A 21,744-nucleotide genomic window follows, 5' to 3' on the forward strand; every position below is an offset into this window, starting at 1 on the left:
GCTAGCCTCTCGTATGGCCAGATTGTTCCTCATCGCGGTTGCTTGCCCCTGAACGTGTTCGATTATTGTCGTTGCACAATAGGACTTGAAAGGGTATGTAAAAACGCGATGACGTCCCGCACTTCCTGCTCCGACAGATTGATCGGTTTGAGCTCGCTGTGACCTGCGGCAGATGCTGGCGCATTCGCGTAGTGCCGCACCACGTCCTCGAGTGAGGCCAATTGCCCCGCATGCATGTACGGTGGCCTTGAGGCGACGTTACGCAGGCCCGGTGTCTTGAACGCTGCCTTCGTCGTGTGATCGGCAGCCGCGATGAAGTTCAGCTCCTCGCAGAGTTCAGGCTTGGCATCGCTATAGCGCCCGAGGCAATTGAATTCATCGTTCATCACCTTGTCGATTGCGGCATAACGACCCATATCCGGCGTTTTTTCGTGGCGCTGGGGAACACCCGTGTTATGAAAATGCTGATCCGTCAGCAATGGGCCGTTATGGCAAGTGATGCAATTGCCCTTGCCGATAAAGATGCGCAGGCCGTGCTTTTCCTCTGGGCTGAGTATCTGCAGCGACGGTTGATCCCCGCTGACGACGCCCTCGACATAGCGGTCCAGGCGCGATTCTCCATGCTGCAAGGTCTTCTGATACGCGGCAAGGGCCTTGCCCATGTTGGCAAATATCCGCGATACGTCATGGCGCGCCGACTCCGGCATGGTGTTCCAGGTGGTCTTGTGCAATGGCGTGCCGGCTGGGCTGGCATGTTTCGGAAAATGCCGAAGATCCGGCATCGCGCCGAAAATCGCTTCGTAATCCTTGCGGTAATGCGCCTGCATCAGATGCGCATAGGCCAGGCGGTTGCCACCATGCTCTGCCGGGTCTTCCAGTGGCCCCAGCGCCTGCGACCAGAGGCTGTCCTTGCGTCCATCCCAGAACAGGAAGGGACTATGGTCGGCCGCAACCACCGGCATGGTCCTGCGGCTGCCGGTGCCGACGCCCAGTCCGAGCGGCGCGCCATCCTGAAAATGCTTGTCCGGCTGGTGACAGCTGGCACAGGACACGGCGCCATTGCTGCTGAATCTGCGGTCGGCAAAGATGCGCTCACCGAGATGCACGGCGGCCGGCAACGCTTCATAGGCGTTGGAGGGATCTTTCGGCGCCGGCGGCAACTGCTTCAGGCTTAACGAAGCCAAGATGGCCATCTCTTCCCGTGTCCAGCCGTCGATGTAGTCCGGCATGCCGGCCAGTGCAGCGCCGGCAATCAGCGCCGCACTGCCAGCTGCCAGCAAGGCCCCTGTAAGTTTATGCATGGTTTCGGTAAAGCTCAAAAATGACGTTCCGCGGACGTGCCACCTTCCGCCAGGATCGCAGGCTGGATAATGACCGTATTGAAGGTGACCTTGTCCGTGCCGTAGGTCGAATCAATCGTCAGCTTGATTTCCCACCAGCCCGGCATGCTGAATTTCATGCCTTCGAGCAGGTAACGTCCGCCGCCAAGCTCTTTTGTGACCCTGGGCTGCGTCGGGAAACCATGGCCATGCTGCGGCATGCCACCGTCGACGGTAATCCGGGCGTGCTGCACAGGTTCACCCGATTGCGACTGCAACCGGATTTCCCAGGCGTGCATCTTGTTGATGACAATCGGTTCCGCCAATGCATGCACTTTGGCGACATACTTGGATTGTGCTGTCGGCCGCTCCAGCGACAGGTTCAGGTCGGCCGGCATTGACATGCAGCCGGACGTGCCGGCCACGGCCAGGAATGCCAGGGTCGAATAAATTTTTTGAAGCTGCATCATTGCTCCTGCGAATAAAAGAGGGGAGGTTTGGCGTGACCGGTCCGGATCGCAAGGAGCGAACCGGTCACGTGCGCTGCAGGCTAGCTTTTTGCACAGGCGCATTGGTCGCCGCAACGGCATTGCGGTCCGCACGCGCAAGTCTTTTGCCCGGCAGGTTGCTGGCAGCCGCATTTGCAGCCGGCGCCAACGCAGGGGGTGCATTTGCAGGGGGTATTTGCAGGGGTGTTCATGTGAATCTCCTATCGGTTGACATTGAAATGCCAGTCTAGGAGAGCACGTTGAGGCCGGCTTGAACGAAACGGCTATTCTTGCTGGATGCTTGCCGCCGCGACACCAAACATACGCCGGAAGGTGCGCGAAAAATGCGCGGAATCGGCAAAGCCGCCGGCATAGGCGGCTTCGGTCAGGCTGTTGCCTGCTGCATAGTACGGCCGTACGTTGTAGATGGGTTTTGAAATGACGCTTTGAGTTCGACTTGACTAATATTAACGATGTCCTACACTGGAAGTGCCGACAAACTCCCATAGGATGGCATATAGAGCACCATAAATTGAATTCATCCATTTGCTGGAACTGTTCGTACGGGTGGTGCGCTTAGTAAGATGCGATTTCTTACTTCTGGTTTTAGTCGGTACATTGGAAATGGAGGCGCAACACCTCTGTTTTTAGGAGCTGGCCCCGTAGGGCCAGTTTTCATTTTCCCGGACCGTGAACGACCACGCCTAGCTGGAATCCGCCGCGTTTCGTTCAGGTTGGCCAGCTTGAACAAACAGCTATTCGCGCTGGATGCTTGCCGCAGGGACACCGAACATGCGCCTAAATGTTCGTGAGAAATGCGCGGAATCGGCAAAGCCGCCGGCATATGCGGCTTCGGTCAGGCTATTGCCGGCTGCATAGGATGCAATGGCAAGTTCCAGGCGTAACCAGAGGACATAGGGCCGGAAGCGGATACCGGTTTCCTGCAGAAAGAGATGACGAAACCGTTCGGGCGAAAGATGCACCGCATTGGCGATATCGGTAAGTGTAACCGTTGATTCAACACGATCACGCAGTACTTCAATGGCACGTGCAATGCGGTTGTCCAGGGAGCTTGCCGGTAAGGTAGGGCTTGAAGATAAAGTCGCAATCACCGCTCGTGCACGCGCAATGACTTCCTTGTCGGGGGCCTTTTCACGGTAGGCGGCTACAAGGGCGGCGATTTCGCAGTCGAGTAAGCCTTCCGGCAGGGGCGACAGTCCCGCACCGTAGCGTTCCTGGATCGTTATGCCCTCGCATGATTCGGGCTCGACAAAAATCAGGGCAACCAGCTCGCCGCGGGCCTCGAATGCGTGCGGCTGGTGTGCCGGAACGATTACTGCAGTAAAGGCCTGCCAGCCTTCGTCTGGTTGACGGAATCGCAGCGCGCCCTTGGCAAGCGCAAGCGTAATCTGGATCGCATGGTGGGAATGAAAATCCGTAGCTTCCTGGGCGCTGCCAATCCAGATACTGCCCCCGCGCCAAAGCAGGATGCGCCCGATCCCGGTTGCCTTGATACCCCCGCGTTGCCCGGAAATCATAGTATCGCCGTAAGTTGTGGATGATTTTTGGAGTGATGCGGCTTCGAACTTGTCCGAATAACTGTATCAGCAAGAATGAACCCATTCCACGAAAAAACTGGTGAGTTCCTGCCTTACTTTAACGTAGTGGCCGCCAACGGCTCAGATTTGAACAAAATAAGTAATAATCGAGGGTCGCCATATTTTTTCTGATATCCAAGGCATTCCCGATGACCACCTTCAAAAAAGCCATCCTCTATACCGATTCCGACGGCCGCGCCAAATTCCGTGAAGACGAGGTCGCCCTCACCGAAGGCACGCCGCAAGCCATGCTCTCGCCGCTGTTTCCCTCCGCCGGTTACCAGTTGCGCCAGAGCCCCGTGGGTTTTCGCAGCCAGTTCCATTGCACCACGGCCTCGCAATGGCTGTTCGTCCTGAGTGGCCAGATGGAAATCGGCCTGCAGGATGGCACGTCGCGCATCTTTGGTCCCGGCGAGCATTTTTACTCAGATGATACCTTGCCCGCAGGCGCAACTTTCGACCCTGCCGTGCACGGCCACTGGAGCCGGCAAGTCGGCGACACGCCGCTGGTCACCCTGTTCGTCCGCACCTAGCGGCTCGGTTTCTGCCGCCGGCGCAAGGCGGTGTTCTGCGCCTGCAGCATCGCATCCACCCGCTCCGATGCCTGGCGCGCCAGTTCATGCGCCAGCTCGCCATCCGGAAAATGCTCGGGAATGCGAAAACTCAGCCAGGCGTACGCTGAATACCTGCGGCAGGTATCCTCCACTTCCTGCAGGTTTTGTCGTGACATCTCGTACGGATCGCGCTGCAGCGTGCAGGATTTGCGCTTGGCCAGGCTGCGCGCCCATCCTTCCCAGACCTGGTGCAGCGACGGAATGCGCGATGAAATCGGCACCAGCGACAGCGTGAATTTTTCCGCCACCGACAGCGCCAGAGTATCGAGCCACATTGCCCGCTCCATTTGTTCGTCGGTGATGCGCGGATAGAAAAAGCCGTCGGGCACGTCGATATTGTGCACGAAGCGTTTGAACAGGCGCGCCAGCGCTTGCTCGCCCGTGACCGAAGAAATCCGGTGCAAATGCTCGATCGACGGCGCCACGGCGAAGCCGCTAGCGGGAATCGGCGGAATTTTTTCCTTCAGCAGGGAGCGCATGACCTGATGGGTGTCGTCGTCATAGCCGGCAACGAAGCCTTCCTCATGCACGCCGAATCGTCCGGCACGGCCGGCAATTTGCCGTGCCAGCGCCACCGGCACTTCTTCCTCTTCGACGCCGTTGAATTTCACGTACGTGGTCATGACGATGCGCTCGATCGGCAGGTTCAGGCCCATGGCAATCGCATCGGTGCCGATGACGATCTCGGCGCTGCCGTCGCGAAAGCGCGCCGCCTGCGCCTGGCGCACCTCCGGCGAGAGGTTTCCGTAAATGGTGGCGACAGAATGTCCCTGTTCCGCAATCATGTCGCGCCACATCAGCACGTCGCGCCGCGAAAAGGCAATCACGGCGTCGCCCGGCCGCAGGTTGCGCAATTTCTTGACCGGCCCGGCTTCCATGGTGAGCGGCGCCTTGCGCTTCAGGACATGCACTTCGAGCGGACATTCCAGGCGCTCGGCCAGCGCCTCGATGGCGCGCCGCGCTTCCAGCGCGCCGACCAGGTATACCACGCCGGCCGGTGCGCCGCAGACCGCCGCCGTCCAGGCCGCGCCGCGGTCGCGGTCGGCCAGCATCTGGATTTCATCGATGACCGCGACATCCACGCGCGTCCTCGGGTCGAGCATTTCCACGGTGCTGGCCACATGGGTGGCGCCTTCGGTGATCCGGCGCTCTTCGCCGGTGATGAGGTTGACCTTGAGTTCCTTGCCGTGCGGCCTGGCTTCGCGCAGGCGCTCGTAGTTTTCCAGTGCCAGCAGGCGCAAGGGTGCCAGGTACAGGCCGGTCTTTGCCTTGATCAAGGCTTCCATCGCCTGGTGTGTCTTGCCGGAATTGGTTGGTCCCAGGAGCGCAATGAAGCGGCGCGGCAGGCGGCGCGCCATTTCGAAGGACGCCGGATATTCCGCCAGGTTGATGCTTTCGCGGGTGAGCGCGGCATGCCGCTCTTCCTGCTGCCGCTCGACGGCGTGTTCCAGGCGCTGTTCGATGCGCTCGAAGACCTGGGGCGCCGGCATTGAAGCCGGCGCGTCGGCCAGCGTGTTTAACAAGGCCAGCGGATCGATGCCGGCATCCTCGGCCTCTGCCAGGATTTTTCCGGCAAAGGCGACGACGCTGCGGCGCAATTCTTCGAAGGCTTCGGGATGGACGCGCTCCCTGACCAGTTCGAGTTGGCCCTCGGGACCCAGCTTGCGCCATTTGGATGGCTTGGCCAATACGCCATGGCGCGGCACCAGCGCGTACGGCACCTGCAGGCCGCCCGCCTCGGCGATGCCCGAAAAGCGCACAATCACGCTGCCTTCCAGCTTGAGCAATTCGGCGCCGAAATTTTGCGCGTGCAACTCCGGCGTATCAGGTCCTGCCCCGTTTGGTGTCATTGGCAAGGAATCGGACGCAGTAGGAGTAGGCGGCATTTTCAATATCGATTGAGCGGATTTTGCGGCAGCGCGAACTTGGGTTGCAATCTCCCCAGACCTGCCGATAGTTAGCCTACACTACAGTGTGAAGATAAAAAAGCCTGCTGTTTTTTGGCATCAAGGTTTTAAACTTTTTTTAAAAAAAGAAGCCTTAAGATATTTTCGGCTGATCAGAGTCACGAGCGTTGAAGGCGGCGTGATATAGCCACACTGCAACATCGCAATCCGCATGGTTTGAATAAAACGATGACTGGCGAGACGGTTTCATTACTTCGGGCATTTTCATATGAATAAAAAAGATCCATCGAAAAATGGCATGGATCTCGGGGTATTGGTGAACGCTTCACCTTTTCCCTATTTGTTACTGACGACCCGCTTTATCATTCTCGGTGCCAATGATGCCTATCTTCGCCTGACCGGGCGATTACGCGAAGAAATTGCCGGGCGCAATCTGTTTGACGCTTTCCCGCTTGATCCCCGTGAGCCGGATACGACGCATGCCGATGTCTTGCAGGCCTCCTTGTTACGGGCAATAACAACACGCCAGCCCGACCATCTTGCTGTCGTGAAATATAACATTCCGGTGCATACCGCCGCAGGCCTGGCATTCGAAGAACGTTACTGGAGCCTGATCCATACGCCGGTTCTCGATCAGCAAGGGGACGTGGCGTTTGTGATTCAAAATCCGATCGATGTGACAGAGCTTGTCCGTTTGCAACAAGACGGGCAAGGACGCACTGTGCAAGGTGATGTGGATTATCAGATTGCCGGCAGCGTATTCAGTCGTGCCCAGGCGCTGGAAGCAACCAACCGGATGCTCGACAAGGAGCGTGAACATCTCCTGAACCTGTTCCGCCAGGCCCCCGGTTTTGTGGCCATTGTCCGTGGTCCGGAGCATGTGGTCGACATGGTCAATGAATCGTTTTATCAACTCGTGGGCCACCGCGACATTGTCGGCAAGCCGGTAAGAGACGCCTTGCCGGAGTTGTCCGGGCAAGGCTACGATGGCTTGCTGGACAAGGTCTTCAGGGAGGGCACGGCCTTTGTCGGGCGGCAAATGAAGATCATGTTGCAGTTGTACCGCGATGCCCCGCTGACCGAACGGTATGTCGACTTCGTTTGCCAGCCAATTAGCGGTGCCAAGAATGAAACTGCCGGCATTTTCATCCAAGGCCAGGATGTGACCGACCAGAAGCGCGCGCAGGATGCGCTCCAGGCAAGCCATGAGCGCTGGGAACGGGCAGTGGAAGGCACCGGCGATGGCCTCTGGGACTGGGACATGATGACGGGGGAATTGCTTTATTCAAAGCGTTTCAGGGAGATGTTCGGCTACAGCGAGGAAGACTTTCCCGACCGCATTGAATCCTGGTCGAGCCGCATCCATCCGCACGACCTGCCCGTGGCGATGGCTCTGCTCGATACCGCGATCCGCAGCAGAGACCCGGTAGCGCTGGAATATCGCTTCCTGTGCCGCGACGGCAGCTGGAAGTGGGTACGCTCCCGCGGTGTCGCGATCGGGCACGACAAGAATGGCAAGCCATCGCGCATGACGGGCACGATCAGCGATATTTCTGAAAAAAGGGAATCCGAGGAACGCATCTGGTACCAGGCCAATTTTGATGCGCTCACAGGACTGCCGAACCGGCGCCTGTTTCGCGACAGGCTGGACCAGGAAGTCAAAAAGGCGGCACGCGCCGAGCATTCGCTCTGCCTGATGTTCATCGACCTGGACCGCTTCAAGGAAGTCAATGACCTGATGGGGCACGACACCGGCGACCAGTTGCTGGTGGAAGCTGCACAGCGCCTTGCCGGATGTGTCAGGTCGTCCGATACGGTGGCCAGGCTGGGTGGCGACGAATTCACGGTCATCCTTACCGAGCTTTCCGACCTGTCCTATGTCGAGAATGTCGCGCAGAAAATACTCGAGCGTCTTGCTGCGCCTTTTCTCCTGAACCAGCAAACGGTCTATGTTTCGGCCAGCGTGGGCATCACCCTCTACCAGGCAGATGCCACGACGTCGGAACAACTCATCAGCAATGCCGACCAGGCCATGTATGCAGCCAAGAATGCGGGGCGCAACCAGTTTCGCTACTTCACGCCGTCGATGCAGGAAAGGGCGCAACATCGCCTGCGCCTGGCCAATGACTTGCGCAAGGCATTGGCCGCCGGCGAGCTGGAAGTGGTGTACCAGCCGGTAGTGAATCTGGCCACGGGGCGTATCGCCAAGGCAGAGGCCCTGTTGCGCTGGAATCATCCCACGCTGGGCCGGGTCGCGCCGGCGCATTTCATTCCGATTGCAGAAGAGACTGGCCTGATCAATGAAATCGGCGACTGGGTATTCAAGCAGGCTGCCAAATGCTCGCGGCAATGGCAGGAACATTTGGGCAAAGCCGTGCAGATCAGCGTCAATGCCTCGCCTGCGCAGATTCGCTCGACCGTGCCGGGAGTGAACTGGCTGAAGTACCTGGAAATGCTTGGATTATTGGGCAGCAGCATTGTGGTGGAAATCACCGAAGGCTTGCTGCTGAATGCATCGACAACGGTCGCCGACAAGCTGTTCGAGTACCGCGATGCCGGCATCCAGGTTGCCATCGACGATTTTGGCACAGGGTATTCGTCGATGCAGTACCTGAAAAAATTCGATATCGATTACCTGAAAATCGATCAGTCCTTCGTGCGCGACATGGTGACCGATGCCAGCGACCGCACCATCGTCAAATCGATCATCGTCATGGCCCACGAGCTTGGCTTGCAAGTCATCGCCGAAGGCATTGAAAACGACGAGCAAAAAGAATTGCTGCGCACGGCGGGGTGTGATTACGCCCAGGGGTTCCTGTTTTCAAAGGGGATCAATCCTGAGGCATTCGAACAATTAATGGTGCGGGAGGCGTCGCACTAGCCCGTCTTACTTGCGGAATGCCTTGGGATTGGACTTGTTGCGCTGTTCGTAAATCGTCTTCGCATCCAGTTCCGCACGCTCTTGCGTACGCATTTCAGGCTTGTCGTCGTGCAAGCTGAAAAAATCTCCAGCCTGTGCGCGCACCACGAATTTCACCGCATCGGCTTCGCTGACGTTGTACTTCTCATAAATCAGCGTGGTGACTTCATCCAGGTATTCTTCGTAAGTCATCGTCATCGCATTACTCCAATCCAGTCATTATTTCGCTGCTGCAGCGCTTCTTGCCGCCTTTCCCCGCCATTTTGAACCATAACGGCCTATCGCACCTGCAGTTTTGCACGCCCATGTTTGCATTTCCTGAAAATGCCGATTGTGCGAAACCCCAATGCGCGGTATTATTCGCCTGCGGGGTGGAGCAGTCTGGCAGCTCGTCGGGCTCATAACCCGAAGGTCACAGGTTCAAATCCTGTCCCCGCAACCAGATACCGCAAAAGCCCGACGCAGCCAGTCGGGCTTTTTGCTTTCTGCGGTCTGCCCAGAAATCCTGCCCTTGCCGGCCAGCCTGCTAGACTGTCTTACCCTCACACCGGGAAGCACCCTCATGAATGACACCGCATTTGCCAGCCTGCCGCTGGCGCCGGCCCTGCTGGCCAACCTCGAATCGCTCGGCTACCTTGAGATGACGCCGATCCAGGCCAAGACCCTGCCGGTGGCAATCGAAGGCCGCGACCTGATCGCCCAGGCCAAGACCGGCAGCGGCAAGACCGCCGCGTTCGGCATCAGCATCCTGCGCAAGCTCAATCCGACCTGGTTTGCCATCCAGGCGCTGGTGCTGTGTCCGACGCGCGAGCTGGCCGACCAGGTGGCCAATGAATTGCGCCGCCTGGCGCGCTTTGCCGACAATATCAAGGTGCTCACGCTCTGCGGCGGCGCGCCGATGCGCCCGCAAATGGCGTCGCTGGAACATGGCGCGCATATCGTGGTCGGCACGCCGGGGCGTATTCGCGACCACCTGGGCCGCGGCAGCATCAACCTGGGCACGGTGCAAACGCTGGTGCTGGATGAGGCCGACCGCATGGTCGACATGGGCTTTCAGGAAGAAATCGCCGGCATTGTCAGTGCTTGTCCCTCGCGCCGCCAGACCCTGCTGTTTTCCGCGACGTATCCGGACGATATCCGCAAGGTGAGCAGCCCATTCCTGATCGATCCCGTCGAAGTCTCCGCCGAGGTCCAGCACGAGGCCGGCAAGATCGAGCAGCGCTTTTACGAGATCGGTTATGAAGAGCGCAATGCGGCGGTAGCGCGCCTGCTGCGCCACTTCAAGCCGGTGTCGACGATTGCCTTTTGCAATACCAAGATCCATTGCCGCGAACTGGCCGATGAGCTGCAGGCGCAGGGCTTTTCCGCGCTGGCGCTGCACGGCGACCTGGAGCAGCGTGAACGCGATGAAATCCTGGTGCTGTTTGCCAACCGCAGCTGCTCGGTGCTGGTGGCCACCGACGTCGCCGCGCGCGGGCTGGATATCCAGTCTCTCAGCGCAGTGATCAATGTCGATGTGTCGAAAGATACCGAAGTGCACGTGCACCGCATCGGCCGCACCGGCCGCGGCCAGGAAAAGGGCCTGGCGCTGTCGCTGTGCGCGCCCAATGAAAAGAAGTGGGTCAAGCTGATCGAGGAATACCAGCACCAGCCGGCCGAGTGGCATGAACTGGCCACGCTGGAAGCCGGCCAGGGCAAGGCGCTGCAGGCGCCGATGGTGACGCTGTGCATCCAGGGCGGCAAGAAAGACAAGCTGCGCCCCGGCGACTTGCTGGGCGCGCTGACCGGCGACGCCGGTCTGACCAAGGAGCAGGTCGGCAAGATCAACGTGTTTGAATTCGTCACTTACGTCGCGCTGGACCGGCACATTGCCGACCAGGCGTACGAGCGCCTTTCCAGCGGCAATATCAAGGGCCGCAATTTCAGGATGCGCTTTATTACCCTCTGAGGCCGGAAGTTGCGATGGCAATAAGCACGACAGAAAATTCCCAACGCATGCTGCTGTGGCTGGTAGCGGTGGCTTTTTTCATGCAGACGCTCGACGCCACCATCGTCAATACCGCCTTGCCGGCGATGGCGGCCAGCCTCGGCGAAAGCCCCTTGCGCATGCAATCGGTCATCATTGCCTATACCCTGGCCATGGCAACACTGATCCCCGCCTCGGGCTGGATTGCCGACCGCTTCGGCACCCGCCGGGTTTTTCTGGGGGCGCTCATCCTCTTCAGCCTCGGCTCGCTCCTGTGCGCATACGCGCCTTCCCTGTCGTGGCTGACGGCGGCCCGCGCACTCCAGGGCGCCGGCGGCGCGATGCTGCTGCCGGTTGGCCGGCTGGCCGTGCTGCGCGCCTTTCCCCGCGAGAAATTCATGCCGGCGATGACCGTCGTGGCCATCCCGGGACTGATCGGCCCCCTGCTTGGCCCGACCCTTGGCGGCTGGCTGGTCGAGTACGCATCGTGGCACTGGATCTTTCTCATCAATATCCCCATCGGCGCGCTGGGCTGCATGGCGACGCTCTCCCTGATGCCGGACTTCCGCGCCGAGACGCGCGCGCGCTTCGACCTTGCCGGCTATGTGCTGCTGGCGGCAAGCATGGTCATGATTTCGCTGGCGCTCGATGGCCTGGCCGACCGCGGCATGCGCCAGGCTGTCGTGGTCGTGCTGATCGTCTTCGGGCTGGCGTGCCTGGCGGCGTACTGGCTGCGCGCTTCCCGTCATGCCGCGCCGCTATTTCCGCTGGCGCTCTTCAAGGTCAATTCCTTCAGCGTCGGTTCCCTGGGGAACCTGTTTGCGCGCATTGGCACCGGCAGCATGCCCTTTCTGATTCCCTTGCTGCTGCAGGTCAAGCTCGGCTATTCCGCCCTGCATGCCGGGGTGATGATGATCCCCGTGGCGATCGGCGGCATGCTGGTCAAGCGCTTTGCCACGGCGCTCGTGCGGCGCGCAGGCTACCGCAATGTCTTAATCGGCAATACCGTGCTGGTGGGCGCCTGCATTGCCAGCTTTGCGCTGTTTTCCGAAAGCCTGCCGCTGTGGTTGCGCATTGCCCAGCTGGGATTGTTTGGCGCAATTAATTCGCTGCAGTTTTCAGCGATGAATGCGGTGACCCTGAAGGACTTGCCGCCATCGCTTGCCAGCAGCGGCAATAGCCTGCATTCCATGGTGCAAATGCTTTCCATGAGCCTGGGGGTGGCGGTCGCCGGCGGCTTGCTGGCGACTTTTACCGGCCTGCTGGCACAGCCGCAGCCGGGTGCGCCTTCGGCATTTCAGGCGACCTTTTTGTGCATGGGCGTGATTACCGCGGCGTCCGCCTGGATCTTCTGGCAGCTGCCGGCGCGCCGCCTTAATGTTCGCGGCGAATAATCCGTTCCGGCGTTGCGCCCGGCGGTAGCGGCGCCAGCCGGCTTTCCAGTTCGCCCATATAGGCAGCCACGGTATTGTTGGCATCCTGCAGGGAGCCGCGCACCGATTCATCCAGCCGGTCCATGCGCGAAAGTAAGGTAACGTGCATTTCCGCCTCGTGCGTGCCGCGCGCCTGCAATTCCCCCTCGATAAATTTGCGCAATTCCGTAAAGCGCGACGCTTCGGCCTGGTCTGCCAGGGCGCGGTGCGCCTGCAGTTCGCGCGCATGGCGGCGGGTTTCCAGCAGCACGGAAGTTTGCAGGGTCACCAGATACGCCAGGAACAGCACGCTGACTGCCACTAACAGCCCCAGCATGATCAAGCCCAGCGGCGCCGTGACATTGGTAAAGCCCAGCGAGAGCGTGGTTGCCTGATTAAACGTCGGCCAGTTCAGGGCGGCAAATGCGGCGGCCACCGCCAGCGCAAGAACCAGAAATAACGTGCTGATTTTCATGGTGTTCTCCTTGAGGAAACCACAAGTGCATTCTTGCAAGTCGGTACGTCCTGTTGCAGGAGATGTACTTCTACAGACTCCCACGTTGCGCGAGCGTTCATCCATCGGATTCAGATATAGGCCAGGCTTATGTCTGATATCAATGTTTTTCCTATTTTCTTCCGTGCAGAAACTATTTCTAACGGGCAGGTATCACAGGGGCTTCCTGAAAACATTATTGCCCCTCGATAAAAATGCAACTCATCGCAACTGCTCCATCGCAACGATTGTCCTGGCAGCGGGTTCAACCCGCCGCACTGCCCGTCGTCTTTGTCTTGTTTGGCCTCATCATGGGTTCGTGGGCCGGCCGCATACCCGGCATACAGGCAGACCTGCATATCCCGCACTCGGCCCTGTCGATGGTATTGCTGTGCGGCGGCGTCGGGGCCGTCATTTCCTATCCGGTGTCCTCATGGATGATGGCGCGGCTTGGCGGGCGCAAGACGGTCTTGATCGCCGGACTGGCATTGCTGGCCGCCCTGGTCGGCATCGGCTGGGCAACCGAGATTTCATTGTTGATGACGGCAGTATTCTTGATGGGCATTCCTGCCGGGTGCCTGAATGTCGGCATGAATGCAGTTGCCACCAGCCTGGAAAAGAAAACCGGAAAATCGACCATGGCAAGGCTGCATGCCGGTTGCTGTGCCGGCGGCCTGGCAGGCGCCACGCTGGGTGGCTTTATGGCCAGCAAAAGCATCGCGCCGGCCAGCCACTTTCTTTTGCTGGCTGCCCCACTGGCCGTGCTGCTCTGGCTGGCATGCCATCTTCTCAAGGCCGAGAGCGGCGACGACGGCAGCCTCAAGGCTGACGCTCCTGCCGCTGGAAATGCAGCCAAAACAATATTTGCCATGCCGCGCGGACCGCTGACCATGCTGGGCGCGCTGGTTTTTCTGGGCGCCATGTCCGAGGGCAGCATTGCCGACTGGAGCGGCGTATTCCTGAAAGACCATTTTGGCGTGACGGACGGCGTGGCGCCGCTGGCTTATTCAGCATTCCTGGTGACGATGCTGCTGGCGCGCCTGGCGGGCGACCACCTCAAGCGCCGGCATGGCGCGCGCCCGCTGGTATCGGGCGGCGCGACGCTGGCGGCGGCCGGCCTGCTGTTTTCCGTGTTGGCCGATAGCCCCTATCTGGCCATGGCGGGCTTTGGCGCCGCCGGCTTCGGCCTGGCGCTGGTATTCCCATTCGTCTTCAGCGCGGCCGGCAAACAAGGGCCGGTTGCCCTGGCGGGCGTGGCCACCATGGCCTACAGCGGCAGCCTGATGGGGCCGCCGGTGATCGGCGCGCTGGCGCACGGCTTTGGCATGCAGGCAGCCATCGGCTTTATCGGCGTGCTGGCCGCGCTGATTGCCATCGTCGCCGCGCGTGCGGGCCTGCTCAGGTAAGCAGAGGCCCGCCAACGTCAGCTGCCGCCTCTCAACGCTCAGGGCAGTATCCGCACGGAAGGCTCGCGCGCCCACTGGCGCGTGGCGGCGGCGGCGATGAAGCCCTTGGCATCATCGGCGGCGATGACGCCGGCGTCCGGCACCACATTGGCCTTGTCCAGCAGCGCTTGCGCCCCCGGGTTGGCGGCGATCGCCTTCAGATGGGCAAAGGCGTCGCTGACGAAATCGAGCGCGGCGGCTTCACTGCACAGCATCTGCGCGCCTGCCGCCGACAGCACCACGGCGACCGCGTCGAACATGACCGAGGGCGTGCCGGCCAGCTGGCCATCGGCCGGCAGCAGCGTGCCATCGGCCAGCGTTGCGCCGCCGACCTTGGGGGCGATGATCTTCACGCCGGCGCCGACATCGGCAGCAGCCTTGCGCAGGGATTCGATGACCTTGCCGTCGCTGCCGTCAGCGACCAGGATGCCGACGGCGCGGCCGGCAAGCGTGTGGCGCATCTTGCCGATGATTTGCAATGCCGGCGAGGGCGCCATGTCCTGCACCGGCACAGCGGGCTTGGGCGCCTCCGGCAACGGCAACCCCAGGCCATCGGCGACGCGCTGCGCCAGGTCCGCATCGATGTGGCGCAAATGGCCGACCATCGCCTGGCGCACATGCAGGTGCGCGACCTTGGACAGTTCGAACACCAGCGCAAAGGCCAGGTGGGTTTGCTCGGTGGGCGTCTGGCTGCGATAGAACAGGCGCGCCTGGGTGTAATGGTCGGCAAAGCTTTCGGCACGGATGCGGCCCTTTGCGCCGCTCTCGGGGGTGGCGTGACTGGGAAAGCCGGCGGCCGGGGTCTCGCGCGGCGAATCCGGGTCCAGCGATTGCGGCTCGTACGCCACCCGCCCCTTGGGCTGCGCCATCTGCATGTGGCCGTCGCGCTGGTGGTTGGCGAACGGGCATTTCGGCGCGTTGACCGGGATCTGGTGGAAGTTGGGCGAGCCCAGCCGCGACAGCTGCGTATCCAGGTAGGAAAACAGGCGGCCCTGCAGCAGCGGGTCGTTGGAGAAATCAATGCCGGGCACGATATTGGCGGGGCAGTAAGCCACCTGCTCGGTCTCGGCGAAAAAATTGTCCGGCCAGCGGTCCAGCACCATGCGGCCGATCACTTGCAGCGGCAGCATTTCTTCGGGGATCAGCTTGGTCGCATCGAGGTGGTCGAACGGGAATTTTTCAGCCTCTTCCTCGGTGAAGAGCTGCACGGCCAGTTCCCATTCCGGAAAGTCGCCGCGGCCGATGGCTTCGAACATGTCGCGCCGGTGGAAGTCGGGATCGGCGCCGGCGATCTTGCAAGCTTCATCCCAGAGCGTCGACTGCAGTCCGAGCCTGGGGCGCCAGTGGAACTTGACGAAGGTGGATTTGCCGGCGGCATCGAGCAGGCGGAAACTATGTACGCCAAAGCCTTCGATCATGCGCAGCGAGCGCGGGATGGTGCGGTCGGACATGATCCACATCACCATGTGCATCGATTCCGGCGTCAGCGATATGAAATCCCAGAAGGTGTCATGCGCCGAAGCCGACTGCGGAAAGCCGCGGTCCGGCTCCATCTTGACCGAGTGCACCACGTCCGGAAACTTCATGGCATCCTGGATGAAGAAGACCGGGATATTATTGCCGACCAAATCCCAGTTGCCTTCCTTGGTGTAGAACTTGACCGCAAAGCCGCGCACGTCGCGCGGCGTATCGACCGAGCCGGCGCCGCCAGCCACGGTCGAAAATCGCGTGAATACCGGGGTTTTTTCCCCGACTTCCGTGAGAATTTTCGCAGTGGTGTACTGCGCCAGCGAATGGGTCAGTTCGAACGTGCCATGCACGCCGGTGCCGCGCGCATGCACGATGCGCTCCGGGATGCGCTCATGGTCGAAATGCGTGATTTTTTCGCGCAGGATAAAGTCTTCCAGCAGGGTCGGTCCGCGCGTATTGGCTTTCAGGGAATTCTGATTGTCAGGAATCGGAATGCCCTGATTGGTTGTCAGTTGCGGCTGACTGCCGTTGGCAACCTGGTGTAACTCGCCGCCCGTGCCCGCGAGGGTGCCTGGTTCGCCGGCGCCCTTGGAGGCTTGCTTGCGGGGCGTGCCACTGTCTCCGGATTTCTTGTCATTGGCCATTTTTACTCTCGTCAGTTAGCGTAGGGAAAGGGACAAGGCGATCCTGCCGCCGGCACGACCGCTTGCAATTTGGTTAACGAATACGGGTAGATGCAAGGCGCAAAGTGAAAGTTCCTGCTGTGCGATAGGCCGTCCGTGGCAGGGCAGGTGTACCTATTGCACCCCCTTCTTCTGCTTTGTCCGGGTTGCCTCGGCAGGCGGCGCAACGGGCTTTTCCTTTGCCATGGCCAGCAGCTGCGCGCACGGACTCTTTTGATCCGGGCCGGGATTGATCAAGGCAAGCAGGGCCGCCAGCGGAGTCGCCAGGGTGCCCAGCAAGGTTGCTGCGCCCGCCTTCATGGCCACAATGCCCTTGTCGACCCCCACATCCGGCTGCTTGAATGTCCCGCGCACATGCAGCGGCGAGCGCAGCGAAATCACGCGCAAGCCCTTGCTTTCGGGGAGGATCGTCAGCCCCAGCGTTTCGCGGGCAAGGTTGATTTGTCCCTCCACGCCAATGATCGCATCTTCGGTATCAACCACGAATGTGCGGGCCTGCATGAGGCCATCCTTGACGGAAAAGTCGCCGGCGAGGCAGTTCAGGCGCACCTGTCGGTCGCCAAAAATCTGCGTGACGACGAGGCTGCCCAAATTCAACCCCATGGCCTCCAGGATGAACTTGCTGATGGTGCCTTCGGTAATAAAGCCCTTGATTTCGCCGTTGGCTGACGCTGCCAGCGCCGCGAGGGAATTGCCGCTGGCCGATAGCGCTGCATTGACATGAATTTGCCCGAGGCTTGCACGCATCGATTCTGCCTTGGGAAACAGCCGGTTGAGCTGGATGCCGCGCGCGGTCACCTGCATGCGTGCCCGCGCCGGTTCGCGCTTGCCATCGATGTCCAGTTCGGCGTTGAACCTTCCGCCAGCCACGCCGAAATTCAGCGGTGCCAGTGACAGGGCACCGTTATCCAGGCGCACGGTGGTAACGAGGTCGTCGATCGGGATGCTTTCTTCGCGGATGATTTTTTTTCCGGTGAAGCGCACTTGCGCATCGATCTTGTCCCAACGCTCGCTGCGAAATTGCGCCACCGGCAAGACCTTGTCCGGTGGTTGCCGGGTCTTGTCGCCGCGTTTCTTTTTTTCTTCCGCACTGTCGGATCCCACCAATGCCCCCAGGTCTTTCAGGCTCAGGTGGTTCGACACCACTTCGCCACGCAGCAGCGGGCGTGGTTCTTTGCGCAGGTATTCCAGGGTGCCGCCAATATCGCTATTGCCCACCTTGCCGGTGAATTTTTCATAGCGCAAATGGAAATTGTCGCGCGCCAGCGAGCCGACCACCCGTCCCTCCGTTGAAAAGCGCGGCGTGTCCGGCAACACGATGCCGGAAAACGGGAAAAGATGCGCCATGCTGGCGCCCGTGATTTTCAGCTGCACATCGAGCGCACTGATGTGCCGCGGGTTGGTCAGGGTGCCGCGGGCGACCAGTGTGGAATTGCCGACCTTGAGTTGCGCTTCCACGGGATAGCGGGTATCGCGCTCCTGCAGCGACAGCAGCGCGCCTGCCTTGCCATCCCCGGAGACCGTATCCTTATCCAGCTTGCCGCTGATTTTCCAGACGATGCTGCCGTCGTCGAGGGTGTCGATGCGTGTCGTGACATCGGCTTTGCGGACCGGATCGACCAGGCGCACCGTGCCTTCGTTCAGCGACAGGTCGCGCAGGTCCAGCTGCCATGGCGATGGCGCCTGGCTTGCGTCTTTCTTTTTGAAGGTCCAGTTGTTCTGGCCCTCCTTGCCGAGTTCCAGCACCAGGTCAGGCTCGGTCAGGATCAGGCCCGATACGCTGACTTTCTTTTGCAGCAGCGCCAGCGGGTTAAGGACGAAATCGACTTGCGGCACCTTCGCCATGGTTGGGCCGGTGGTGGCCCATAACGGATTGCCCAGTTCCAGATCATGGGCGCGCAAGTGTGGCCAGGGCAGCAACCTGCGCCAGCCAACTTCGGTTTGTGCCGGCTTGCGCCAGCTCAGCACGAGGTCGCCATGGATGGCAAATGCCCTGCCGGTGGCTTCGCTGACGCGCTCGCTGATCCAGGGCTTGGCAAAATTCCAGTTAATAACGCTAAGCAATAACGGAATCAGCACCAGCAGGGCAACGACCCCGACAAGAATTCTTGTCAGGATTTTTCGATTGCGCAGCAATGGGGTCGCCACGATGGCCGCTTGAACAATTACTGGCCGGGCTTTCTTGGCTGCGCGGGGCCCGTTTGTTCGGGGTTGATGCCTTGCTTGCCAGGATTTTTTTGTTTGACGGGCGGCTTTTCGGGTTGCGGCGGTTCCTTGATTTCGGGCTTTTGCGGATTGTCTTCTGGAACGATGGTGGGCGCGTCATCCTTGCGCCGGGAAGTGTCGGCCATCTTAGTCTCCTGTGTCAAATAACTATGAACGTTTATTGATTCTATAGAGCACGAAAAACGGTGAAAGTTTGCCTAGGTCGCAACGGCCTCGTGAGCAAAGTCATTTACGCTTAAAAAACAATAATGATGAGAGACCCGGCGACGATCAAAAAACCGCCCAGTGCCACCAGGCAGCTCAGTTTTTCTCCCGCGAAGACAATGCCAGGAACGATCGGGAATGCCACGCTCAGCTTGTCAATCGGAACAACCTTGGTAACTGTACCAAGCTGCAAGGCGCGGTAGTCACTAGTCAAGACAGTGCGGTGGTTGCCGGAAATTGTGTTGAGGTTGCGTAATATTTTTTAAAAGATGCCGGCACGGATTCGCTGGTACTGAAACGCTTTATATCCCAGTCCAATATCAAGAGGAACTTCCAGGAGACAAAAGCATTCTCATAAAAATGCGTTTCTTACATTAAAAGGATCGTGATGAAAAATTTCATTATTGCCTGTTCCCTGCTACTTTCTTTCGCATCGGTTTCTGGAACGGCGAATGCGAAAGGTTGCTTGAAAGGCGCTGCCGTTGGCGCCGTTGCCGGACATGTAGCTGGAAAGCATGGTGGCGTGGGCGCCGCAGCAGGGTGTGCCGTCGGACACCATAAGGCCGCCAAAAAAGAGAAGGAAGAGAAGGAACAGCACGCCGCGCAAGCCAACAGCGGCACAACATCTGGTCAGCCCGGTTCTACCAAGACTGCGCCGGCCAAATAGCCGTCAAGGCTTTAATCTCAAGAAAATGCCAGGCCCGTTCCGCACGGCCCTGGCATTTTTGTGTGCAACCAGTCTTTTTGCCAGCCAAACTGCCGCGCCGATGCACCGATTTTATTGAAATCAACGGATAGCAATGAATGCCCACCCTGGCGTGGATCGACGAACATTACAAGGGATTGCCCTGTTTGAAGCGTTGAAGGGAATCGCTGTGCTTGCCGGCAGTTTCGGGCTCATCAGCCTACTGCACCATGATGTAAGGCATCTTGCCCATGAATTGATTGCCCATTTGGGCATGAATCCTGGAGGACGGTATCCCACGGCTCTTTTGCGCTACGTGGATATCCTTGAAAACACCGACGTGCGTCTACTGGTGTTACTGAGTATTGGCTACGCTGTTGTTCGCCTGATTGAAGCGTATGGACTTTGGCATGATCTGGCCTGGGGCGAGTGGGTAGCTGCAATGTCCGGTGCGCTGTACGTCCCCTTTGAAATCAGTCATTTTTTACACAAGCCGTCGGTTATCGGCGCCTTGGTATTTGTCGCCAATGTTTTTGTGGTTGGCTTTCTGGCGCTGCAGTTATATCGCAGGCGCAGTGCAGCTTCGCAATCGCCGGCTTGTGGGTGCAAGCGTAGATCTTGAGCGGCAGTTGTTCACCATAGCCTTGCAATCGGAATGACAATGCCGCCGAAGACGGACCAGACCGGAGAGGCGCGGTTAACTCCCTTGGCCACACCGACTATTGACTATCGGGCGGATGGAAATATTAACGGCGTTTTTTAGGGCAATGGATACCGCAGAACATGCCAGCTTACACCCAGCCGCACGTCCGTCTTGAGCGCTACCAGCTTGCGTGACAGTTCCAGCTGGCCGCGCTCCTTGCGCAGCCGTTCACCCAGCGGATTCATGAGGATGCCGGCGCCCGCCAGCACCTGCTCGAGGCTGCCGTAATTTTGCAGCAGTTTGGCTGCGGTCTTGGCACCAACCTTGGAGATGCCGGGGACATTGTCGGAAGGTTCGCCCGCCAGCGCCAGCAGTTCCGGCAAGAGCTGCGGCAGTACGCCAAACTTGTGTTCGACCCATTCGCGGTCGTGCCATTCCTGCTTGAAGTGGTCCCACAGCAGCGCGCCCTGGGCAATCAGGCAATGCAAGTCCTTGTCGGTCGAGGCGATCACGGCTTCGCCGCGGCTTTCCTGTAGCCAGCGCAGCACCGCGGTGCCGATCACATCTTTGGCCGCGACTTCGGGCACCGAGACGATAACCATGCCAATTGCGCGCAACTGCTCGAAAAAGGCCGGCAGGCGTTCGCGCAACTCCTCCGGCGGCGGCGCATGGTTGGCGCGGTAGCCGGAGTGGAGCGCGTGGCGCCAGGTGTGCGACGCATGGCCGCCGTGATCGAACGCGCCCAGCACATGCGTCGGCTGGTGGGTCGCCAGCAGGCGGCGGAAGGAAGGCAAGGCGTGGCGCAGCGCTGCCTGGGCCTTGTCTGCCGGTGCCACCTCGTCGTTGGCTTCATAGATGCGCCGGACAATGTGCATGCCATCGATAACGAGTAACTTTGCCATCATTTGTCTGAATGCTGGATAATTCCCCGATTATGAACTATCTACGCCTCGTTCTTCGCACCCATCGCCATCCCTCGGCAATCCTGCTGGTGGCGCAGCTGCTCGGCATGTTGCTGTACCCGTTCGTCGAAAATACCGATCTTGGGCGTATCGCCTTCAACCTGTTCGGTGTGGCCATATTGGGCATCACGACGGCCATGGTCAGGCGTACGCCGGGGCTGGCCTGGATCAGCGCCTGCATTGCCGCCCCGGCGATTGTCATGCTGGTGCTGCAGCTGGCATTCGGCATGGCGCAACTGGTTGCCTGGACCTCATTTCTGGAAGCGGTATTCTACTTTTACGCCGCCGGCAGCCTGACTGCCTACATGCTGGAAGATCATCGCGTCACCACCGATGAATTGTTTGCCGCCGGCGCTACCTTCACCCTGCTGGCCTGGGGATTTACCCACCTGTTCATCCTGGTGCAGGCGCTCGAGCCCGGCTCCTATGCTGCGGCAGTCAATACCGCTGACCCGCGCACCTGGACCGAGCTGATGTACCTGAGCTTTGCGTTGCTTTCCAGCACCGGCATTGGCGACGTGATTCCCCTGACGACGAAGGCGCGCGCCCTGGCCAGCCTGGAAATGTTCGTTGGCCTGATGTATCTGGCGCTGGTGGTGTCGCGCTTGGTCGGCATGACCCTTCAGGCGCGCAGGTAGCACCACTATTGTTGCTTAAAAGTAGCTATTTTCTTATTTATCGACCAGGTTGTATATTCTTGTACGCTATA

Annotated in this window: 19 protein-coding genes and 1 tRNA gene; 9 read left to right on the forward strand and 11 right to left on the reverse strand. The window is 59.8% G+C overall.

Annotated elements, in window-relative coordinates; translation table 11 throughout:
- Positions 1-62: 62 nt before the first annotated feature.
- From EKL02_RS02030 to EKL02_RS02045, 3 genes are all read right to left on the reverse strand, one after another.
- On the reverse strand, positions 63-1,301 hold the full coding sequence (locus EKL02_RS02030) for a cytochrome c peroxidase (RefSeq protein WP_128900478.1): 1,239 nt from the start codon (positions 1,299-1,301) through the stop codon (positions 63-65).
- Between the two features lie 14 nt (positions 1,302-1,315).
- Positions 1,316-1,786: a FixH family protein gene (locus EKL02_RS02035; protein ID WP_128900479.1), complete on the reverse strand. Its 471-nt coding sequence runs from the start codon at positions 1,784-1,786 to the stop codon at positions 1,316-1,318.
- A gap of 776 nt (positions 1,787-2,562) precedes the next feature.
- Entirely contained in the window at positions 2,563-3,345 is a 783-nt protein-coding gene (locus tag EKL02_RS02045) for an AraC family transcriptional regulator (protein WP_128900480.1), read from the reverse strand.
- A 209-nt stretch (positions 3,346-3,554) separates the two neighbouring features.
- Between EKL02_RS02045 and EKL02_RS02050 the strand changes: the two genes are divergently transcribed.
- Entirely contained in the window at positions 3,555-3,938 is a 384-nt protein-coding gene (locus EKL02_RS02050; protein ID WP_128900481.1) for a hypothetical protein, read from the forward strand.
- Here EKL02_RS02050 and EKL02_RS02055 read toward each other — a convergent pair.
- Positions 3,935-5,869 carry a helicase-related protein gene (locus EKL02_RS02055; protein ID WP_128900482.1) on the reverse strand — a complete coding sequence of 645 codons (1,935 nt, stop codon included), beginning with the start codon at positions 5,867-5,869 and terminating at the stop codon, positions 3,935-3,937. The two genes, EKL02_RS02050 and EKL02_RS02055, sit on opposite strands and share 4 nt — an antisense overlap.
- A 325-nt stretch (positions 5,870-6,194) precedes the next feature.
- On the opposite strand from EKL02_RS02055, the gene EKL02_RS02060 reads away from it, so the two are divergent.
- Positions 6,195-8,807, forward strand: coding sequence for an EAL domain-containing protein (locus EKL02_RS02060; protein ID WP_128900483.1), 2,613 nt, complete (start codon positions 6,195-6,197; stop codon positions 8,805-8,807).
- A 6-nt stretch (positions 8,808-8,813) separates the two neighbouring features.
- Here the strand turns inward: EKL02_RS02060 and EKL02_RS02065 are convergent, their stop codons facing one another.
- Positions 8,814-9,038: a hypothetical protein gene (locus EKL02_RS02065; RefSeq protein WP_128903343.1), complete on the reverse strand. Its 225-nt coding sequence runs from the start codon at positions 9,036-9,038 to the stop codon at positions 8,814-8,816.
- A gap of 173 nt (positions 9,039-9,211) precedes the next feature.
- Here EKL02_RS02065 and EKL02_RS02070 point away from each other — a divergent pair.
- The 3 genes from EKL02_RS02070 to mdtD all read left to right on the forward strand — a co-directional run bounded on the left by EKL02_RS02070 (position 9,212) and on the right by mdtD (position 12,206).
- Positions 9,212-9,288: transfer RNA gene (locus EKL02_RS02070), tRNA-Met, on the forward strand.
- Between the two features lie 120 nt (positions 9,289-9,408).
- Complete coding sequence (gene dbpA / locus EKL02_RS02075; RefSeq protein WP_128900484.1) at positions 9,409-10,794, forward strand: ATP-dependent RNA helicase DbpA; 1,386 nt, start codon at positions 9,409-9,411, stop codon at positions 10,792-10,794.
- Positions 10,795-10,808: 14 nt separating this feature from the next.
- Positions 10,809-12,206 carry a multidrug transporter subunit MdtD gene (gene mdtD, locus EKL02_RS02080; protein ID WP_128900485.1) on the forward strand — a complete coding sequence of 466 codons (1,398 nt, stop codon included), beginning with the start codon at positions 10,809-10,811 and terminating at the stop codon, positions 12,204-12,206.
- Here mdtD and EKL02_RS02085 read toward each other — a convergent pair.
- Positions 12,187-12,699, reverse strand: a complete 513-nt coding sequence (locus EKL02_RS02085; RefSeq protein ID WP_128900486.1) for a LapA family protein — start codon at positions 12,697-12,699, stop codon at positions 12,187-12,189. The two genes, mdtD and EKL02_RS02085, sit on opposite strands and share 20 nt — an antisense overlap.
- Before the next feature lie 233 nt (positions 12,700-12,932).
- Between EKL02_RS02085 and EKL02_RS02090 the strand changes: the two genes are divergently transcribed.
- A complete protein-coding gene (locus tag EKL02_RS02090; protein WP_128900487.1) occupies positions 12,933-14,123 on the forward strand; it encodes an MFS transporter in 1,191 nt (396 codons plus the stop codon).
- A 38-nt stretch (positions 14,124-14,161) separates the two neighbouring features.
- On the opposite strand, the gene EKL02_RS02095 is transcribed toward EKL02_RS02090, so the two are convergent.
- The 4 genes from EKL02_RS02095 to EKL02_RS02110 form a co-directional block, all read right to left on the reverse strand.
- Positions 14,162-16,276 carry a catalase gene (locus EKL02_RS02095; RefSeq protein ID WP_128900488.1) on the reverse strand — a complete coding sequence of 705 codons (2,115 nt, stop codon included), beginning with the start codon at positions 16,274-16,276 and terminating at the stop codon, positions 14,162-14,164.
- A 153-nt stretch (positions 16,277-16,429) separates the two neighbouring features.
- The gene (locus tag EKL02_RS02100) at positions 16,430-18,463 is read right to left on the reverse strand and encodes an AsmA family protein (RefSeq protein WP_241687766.1); all 2,034 of its coding nucleotides are present in this window, start codon (positions 18,461-18,463) and stop codon (positions 16,430-16,432) included.
- Positions 18,464-18,480: 17 nt separating this feature from the next.
- Complete coding sequence (locus EKL02_RS02105; RefSeq protein WP_128900489.1) at positions 18,481-18,666, reverse strand: hypothetical protein; 186 nt, start codon at positions 18,664-18,666, stop codon at positions 18,481-18,483.
- 110 nt (positions 18,667-18,776) lie between these two features.
- Positions 18,777-18,959, reverse strand: coding sequence for a hypothetical protein (locus EKL02_RS02110; RefSeq protein WP_128900490.1), 183 nt, complete (start codon positions 18,957-18,959; stop codon positions 18,777-18,779).
- A 174-nt stretch (positions 18,960-19,133) separates the two neighbouring features.
- Here EKL02_RS02110 and EKL02_RS02115 point away from each other — a divergent pair, with 174 nt between their 5' ends.
- On the forward strand, positions 19,134-19,412 hold the full coding sequence (locus EKL02_RS02115; RefSeq protein ID WP_128900491.1) for a hypothetical protein: 279 nt from the start codon (positions 19,134-19,136) through the stop codon (positions 19,410-19,412).
- A 133-nt stretch (positions 19,413-19,545) separates the two neighbouring features.
- Positions 19,546-20,052: a DUF2127 domain-containing protein gene (locus tag EKL02_RS02120; RefSeq protein WP_128900492.1), complete on the forward strand. Its 507-nt coding sequence runs from the start codon at positions 19,546-19,548 to the stop codon at positions 20,050-20,052.
- 137 nt (positions 20,053-20,189) lie between these two features.
- Here EKL02_RS02120 and EKL02_RS02125 read toward each other — a convergent pair whose 3' ends face one another.
- A complete protein-coding gene (locus tag EKL02_RS02125; protein ID WP_128900493.1) occupies positions 20,190-20,975 on the reverse strand; it encodes a 5'-3' exonuclease H3TH domain-containing protein in 786 nt (261 codons plus the stop codon).
- 32 nt (positions 20,976-21,007) lie between these two features.
- On the opposite strand from EKL02_RS02125, the gene EKL02_RS02130 reads away from it, so the two are divergent.
- Positions 21,008-21,673 carry an ion channel gene (locus EKL02_RS02130; protein ID WP_128900494.1) on the forward strand — a complete coding sequence of 222 codons (666 nt, stop codon included), beginning with the start codon at positions 21,008-21,010 and terminating at the stop codon, positions 21,671-21,673.
- The last annotated feature ends 71 nt before the right edge of the window (positions 21,674-21,744 follow it).

Source organism: Janthinobacterium sp. 17J80-10, from assembly GCF_004114795.1.
Lineage (GTDB): Bacteria > Pseudomonadota > Gammaproteobacteria > Burkholderiales > Burkholderiaceae_D > Paucimonas.

What these genes read in the sequence shown, in the direction of transcription:
- EKL02_RS02030 (WP_128900478.1), bottom strand. Translation starts at nt 1,301, where the DNA reads ATGCATAAACTTACAGGGGCCTTGCTGGCAGCTGGCAGTGCGGCGCTG.
- EKL02_RS02035 (WP_128900479.1), bottom strand. Translation starts at nt 1,786, where the DNA reads ATGCAGCTTCAAAAAATTTATTCGACCCTGGCATTCCTGGCCGTGGCC.
- EKL02_RS02045 (WP_128900480.1), bottom strand. Translation starts at nt 3,345, where the DNA reads ATGATTTCCGGGCAACGCGGGGGTATCAAGGCAACCGGGATCGGGCGC.
- EKL02_RS02050 (WP_128900481.1), top strand. Translation starts at nt 3,555, where the DNA reads ATGACCACCTTCAAAAAAGCCATCCTCTATACCGATTCCGACGGCCGC.
- EKL02_RS02055 (WP_128900482.1), bottom strand. Translation starts at nt 5,869, where the DNA reads ATGACACCAAACGGGGCAGGACCTGATACGCCGGAGTTGCACGCGCAA.
- EKL02_RS02060 (WP_128900483.1), top strand. Translation starts at nt 6,195, where the DNA reads ATGAATAAAAAAGATCCATCGAAAAATGGCATGGATCTCGGGGTATTG.
- EKL02_RS02065 (WP_128903343.1), bottom strand. Translation starts at nt 9,038, where the DNA reads ATGACTTACGAAGAATACCTGGATGAAGTCACCACGCTGATTTATGAG.
- dbpA (WP_128900484.1), top strand. Translation starts at nt 9,409, where the DNA reads ATGAATGACACCGCATTTGCCAGCCTGCCGCTGGCGCCGGCCCTGCTG.
- mdtD (WP_128900485.1), top strand. Translation starts at nt 10,809, where the DNA reads ATGGCAATAAGCACGACAGAAAATTCCCAACGCATGCTGCTGTGGCTG.
- EKL02_RS02085 (WP_128900486.1), bottom strand. Translation starts at nt 12,699, where the DNA reads ATGAAAATCAGCACGTTATTTCTGGTTCTTGCGCTGGCGGTGGCCGCC.
- EKL02_RS02090 (WP_128900487.1), top strand. Translation starts at nt 12,933, where the DNA reads ATGCAACTCATCGCAACTGCTCCATCGCAACGATTGTCCTGGCAGCGG.
- EKL02_RS02095 (WP_128900488.1), bottom strand. Translation starts at nt 16,276, where the DNA reads ATGGCCAATGACAAGAAATCCGGAGACAGTGGCACGCCCCGCAAGCAA.
- EKL02_RS02105 (WP_128900489.1), bottom strand. Translation starts at nt 18,666, where the DNA reads ATGGCCGACACTTCCCGGCGCAAGGATGACGCGCCCACCATCGTTCCA.
- EKL02_RS02115 (WP_128900491.1), top strand. Translation starts at nt 19,134, where the DNA reads ATGAAAAATTTCATTATTGCCTGTTCCCTGCTACTTTCTTTCGCATCG.
- EKL02_RS02120 (WP_128900492.1), top strand. Translation starts at nt 19,546, where the DNA reads ATGAATGCCCACCCTGGCGTGGATCGACGAACATTACAAGGGATTGCC.
- EKL02_RS02125 (WP_128900493.1), bottom strand. Translation starts at nt 20,975, where the DNA reads ATGGCAAAGTTACTCGTTATCGATGGCATGCACATTGTCCGGCGCATC.
- EKL02_RS02130 (WP_128900494.1), top strand. Translation starts at nt 21,008, where the DNA reads ATGAACTATCTACGCCTCGTTCTTCGCACCCATCGCCATCCCTCGGCA.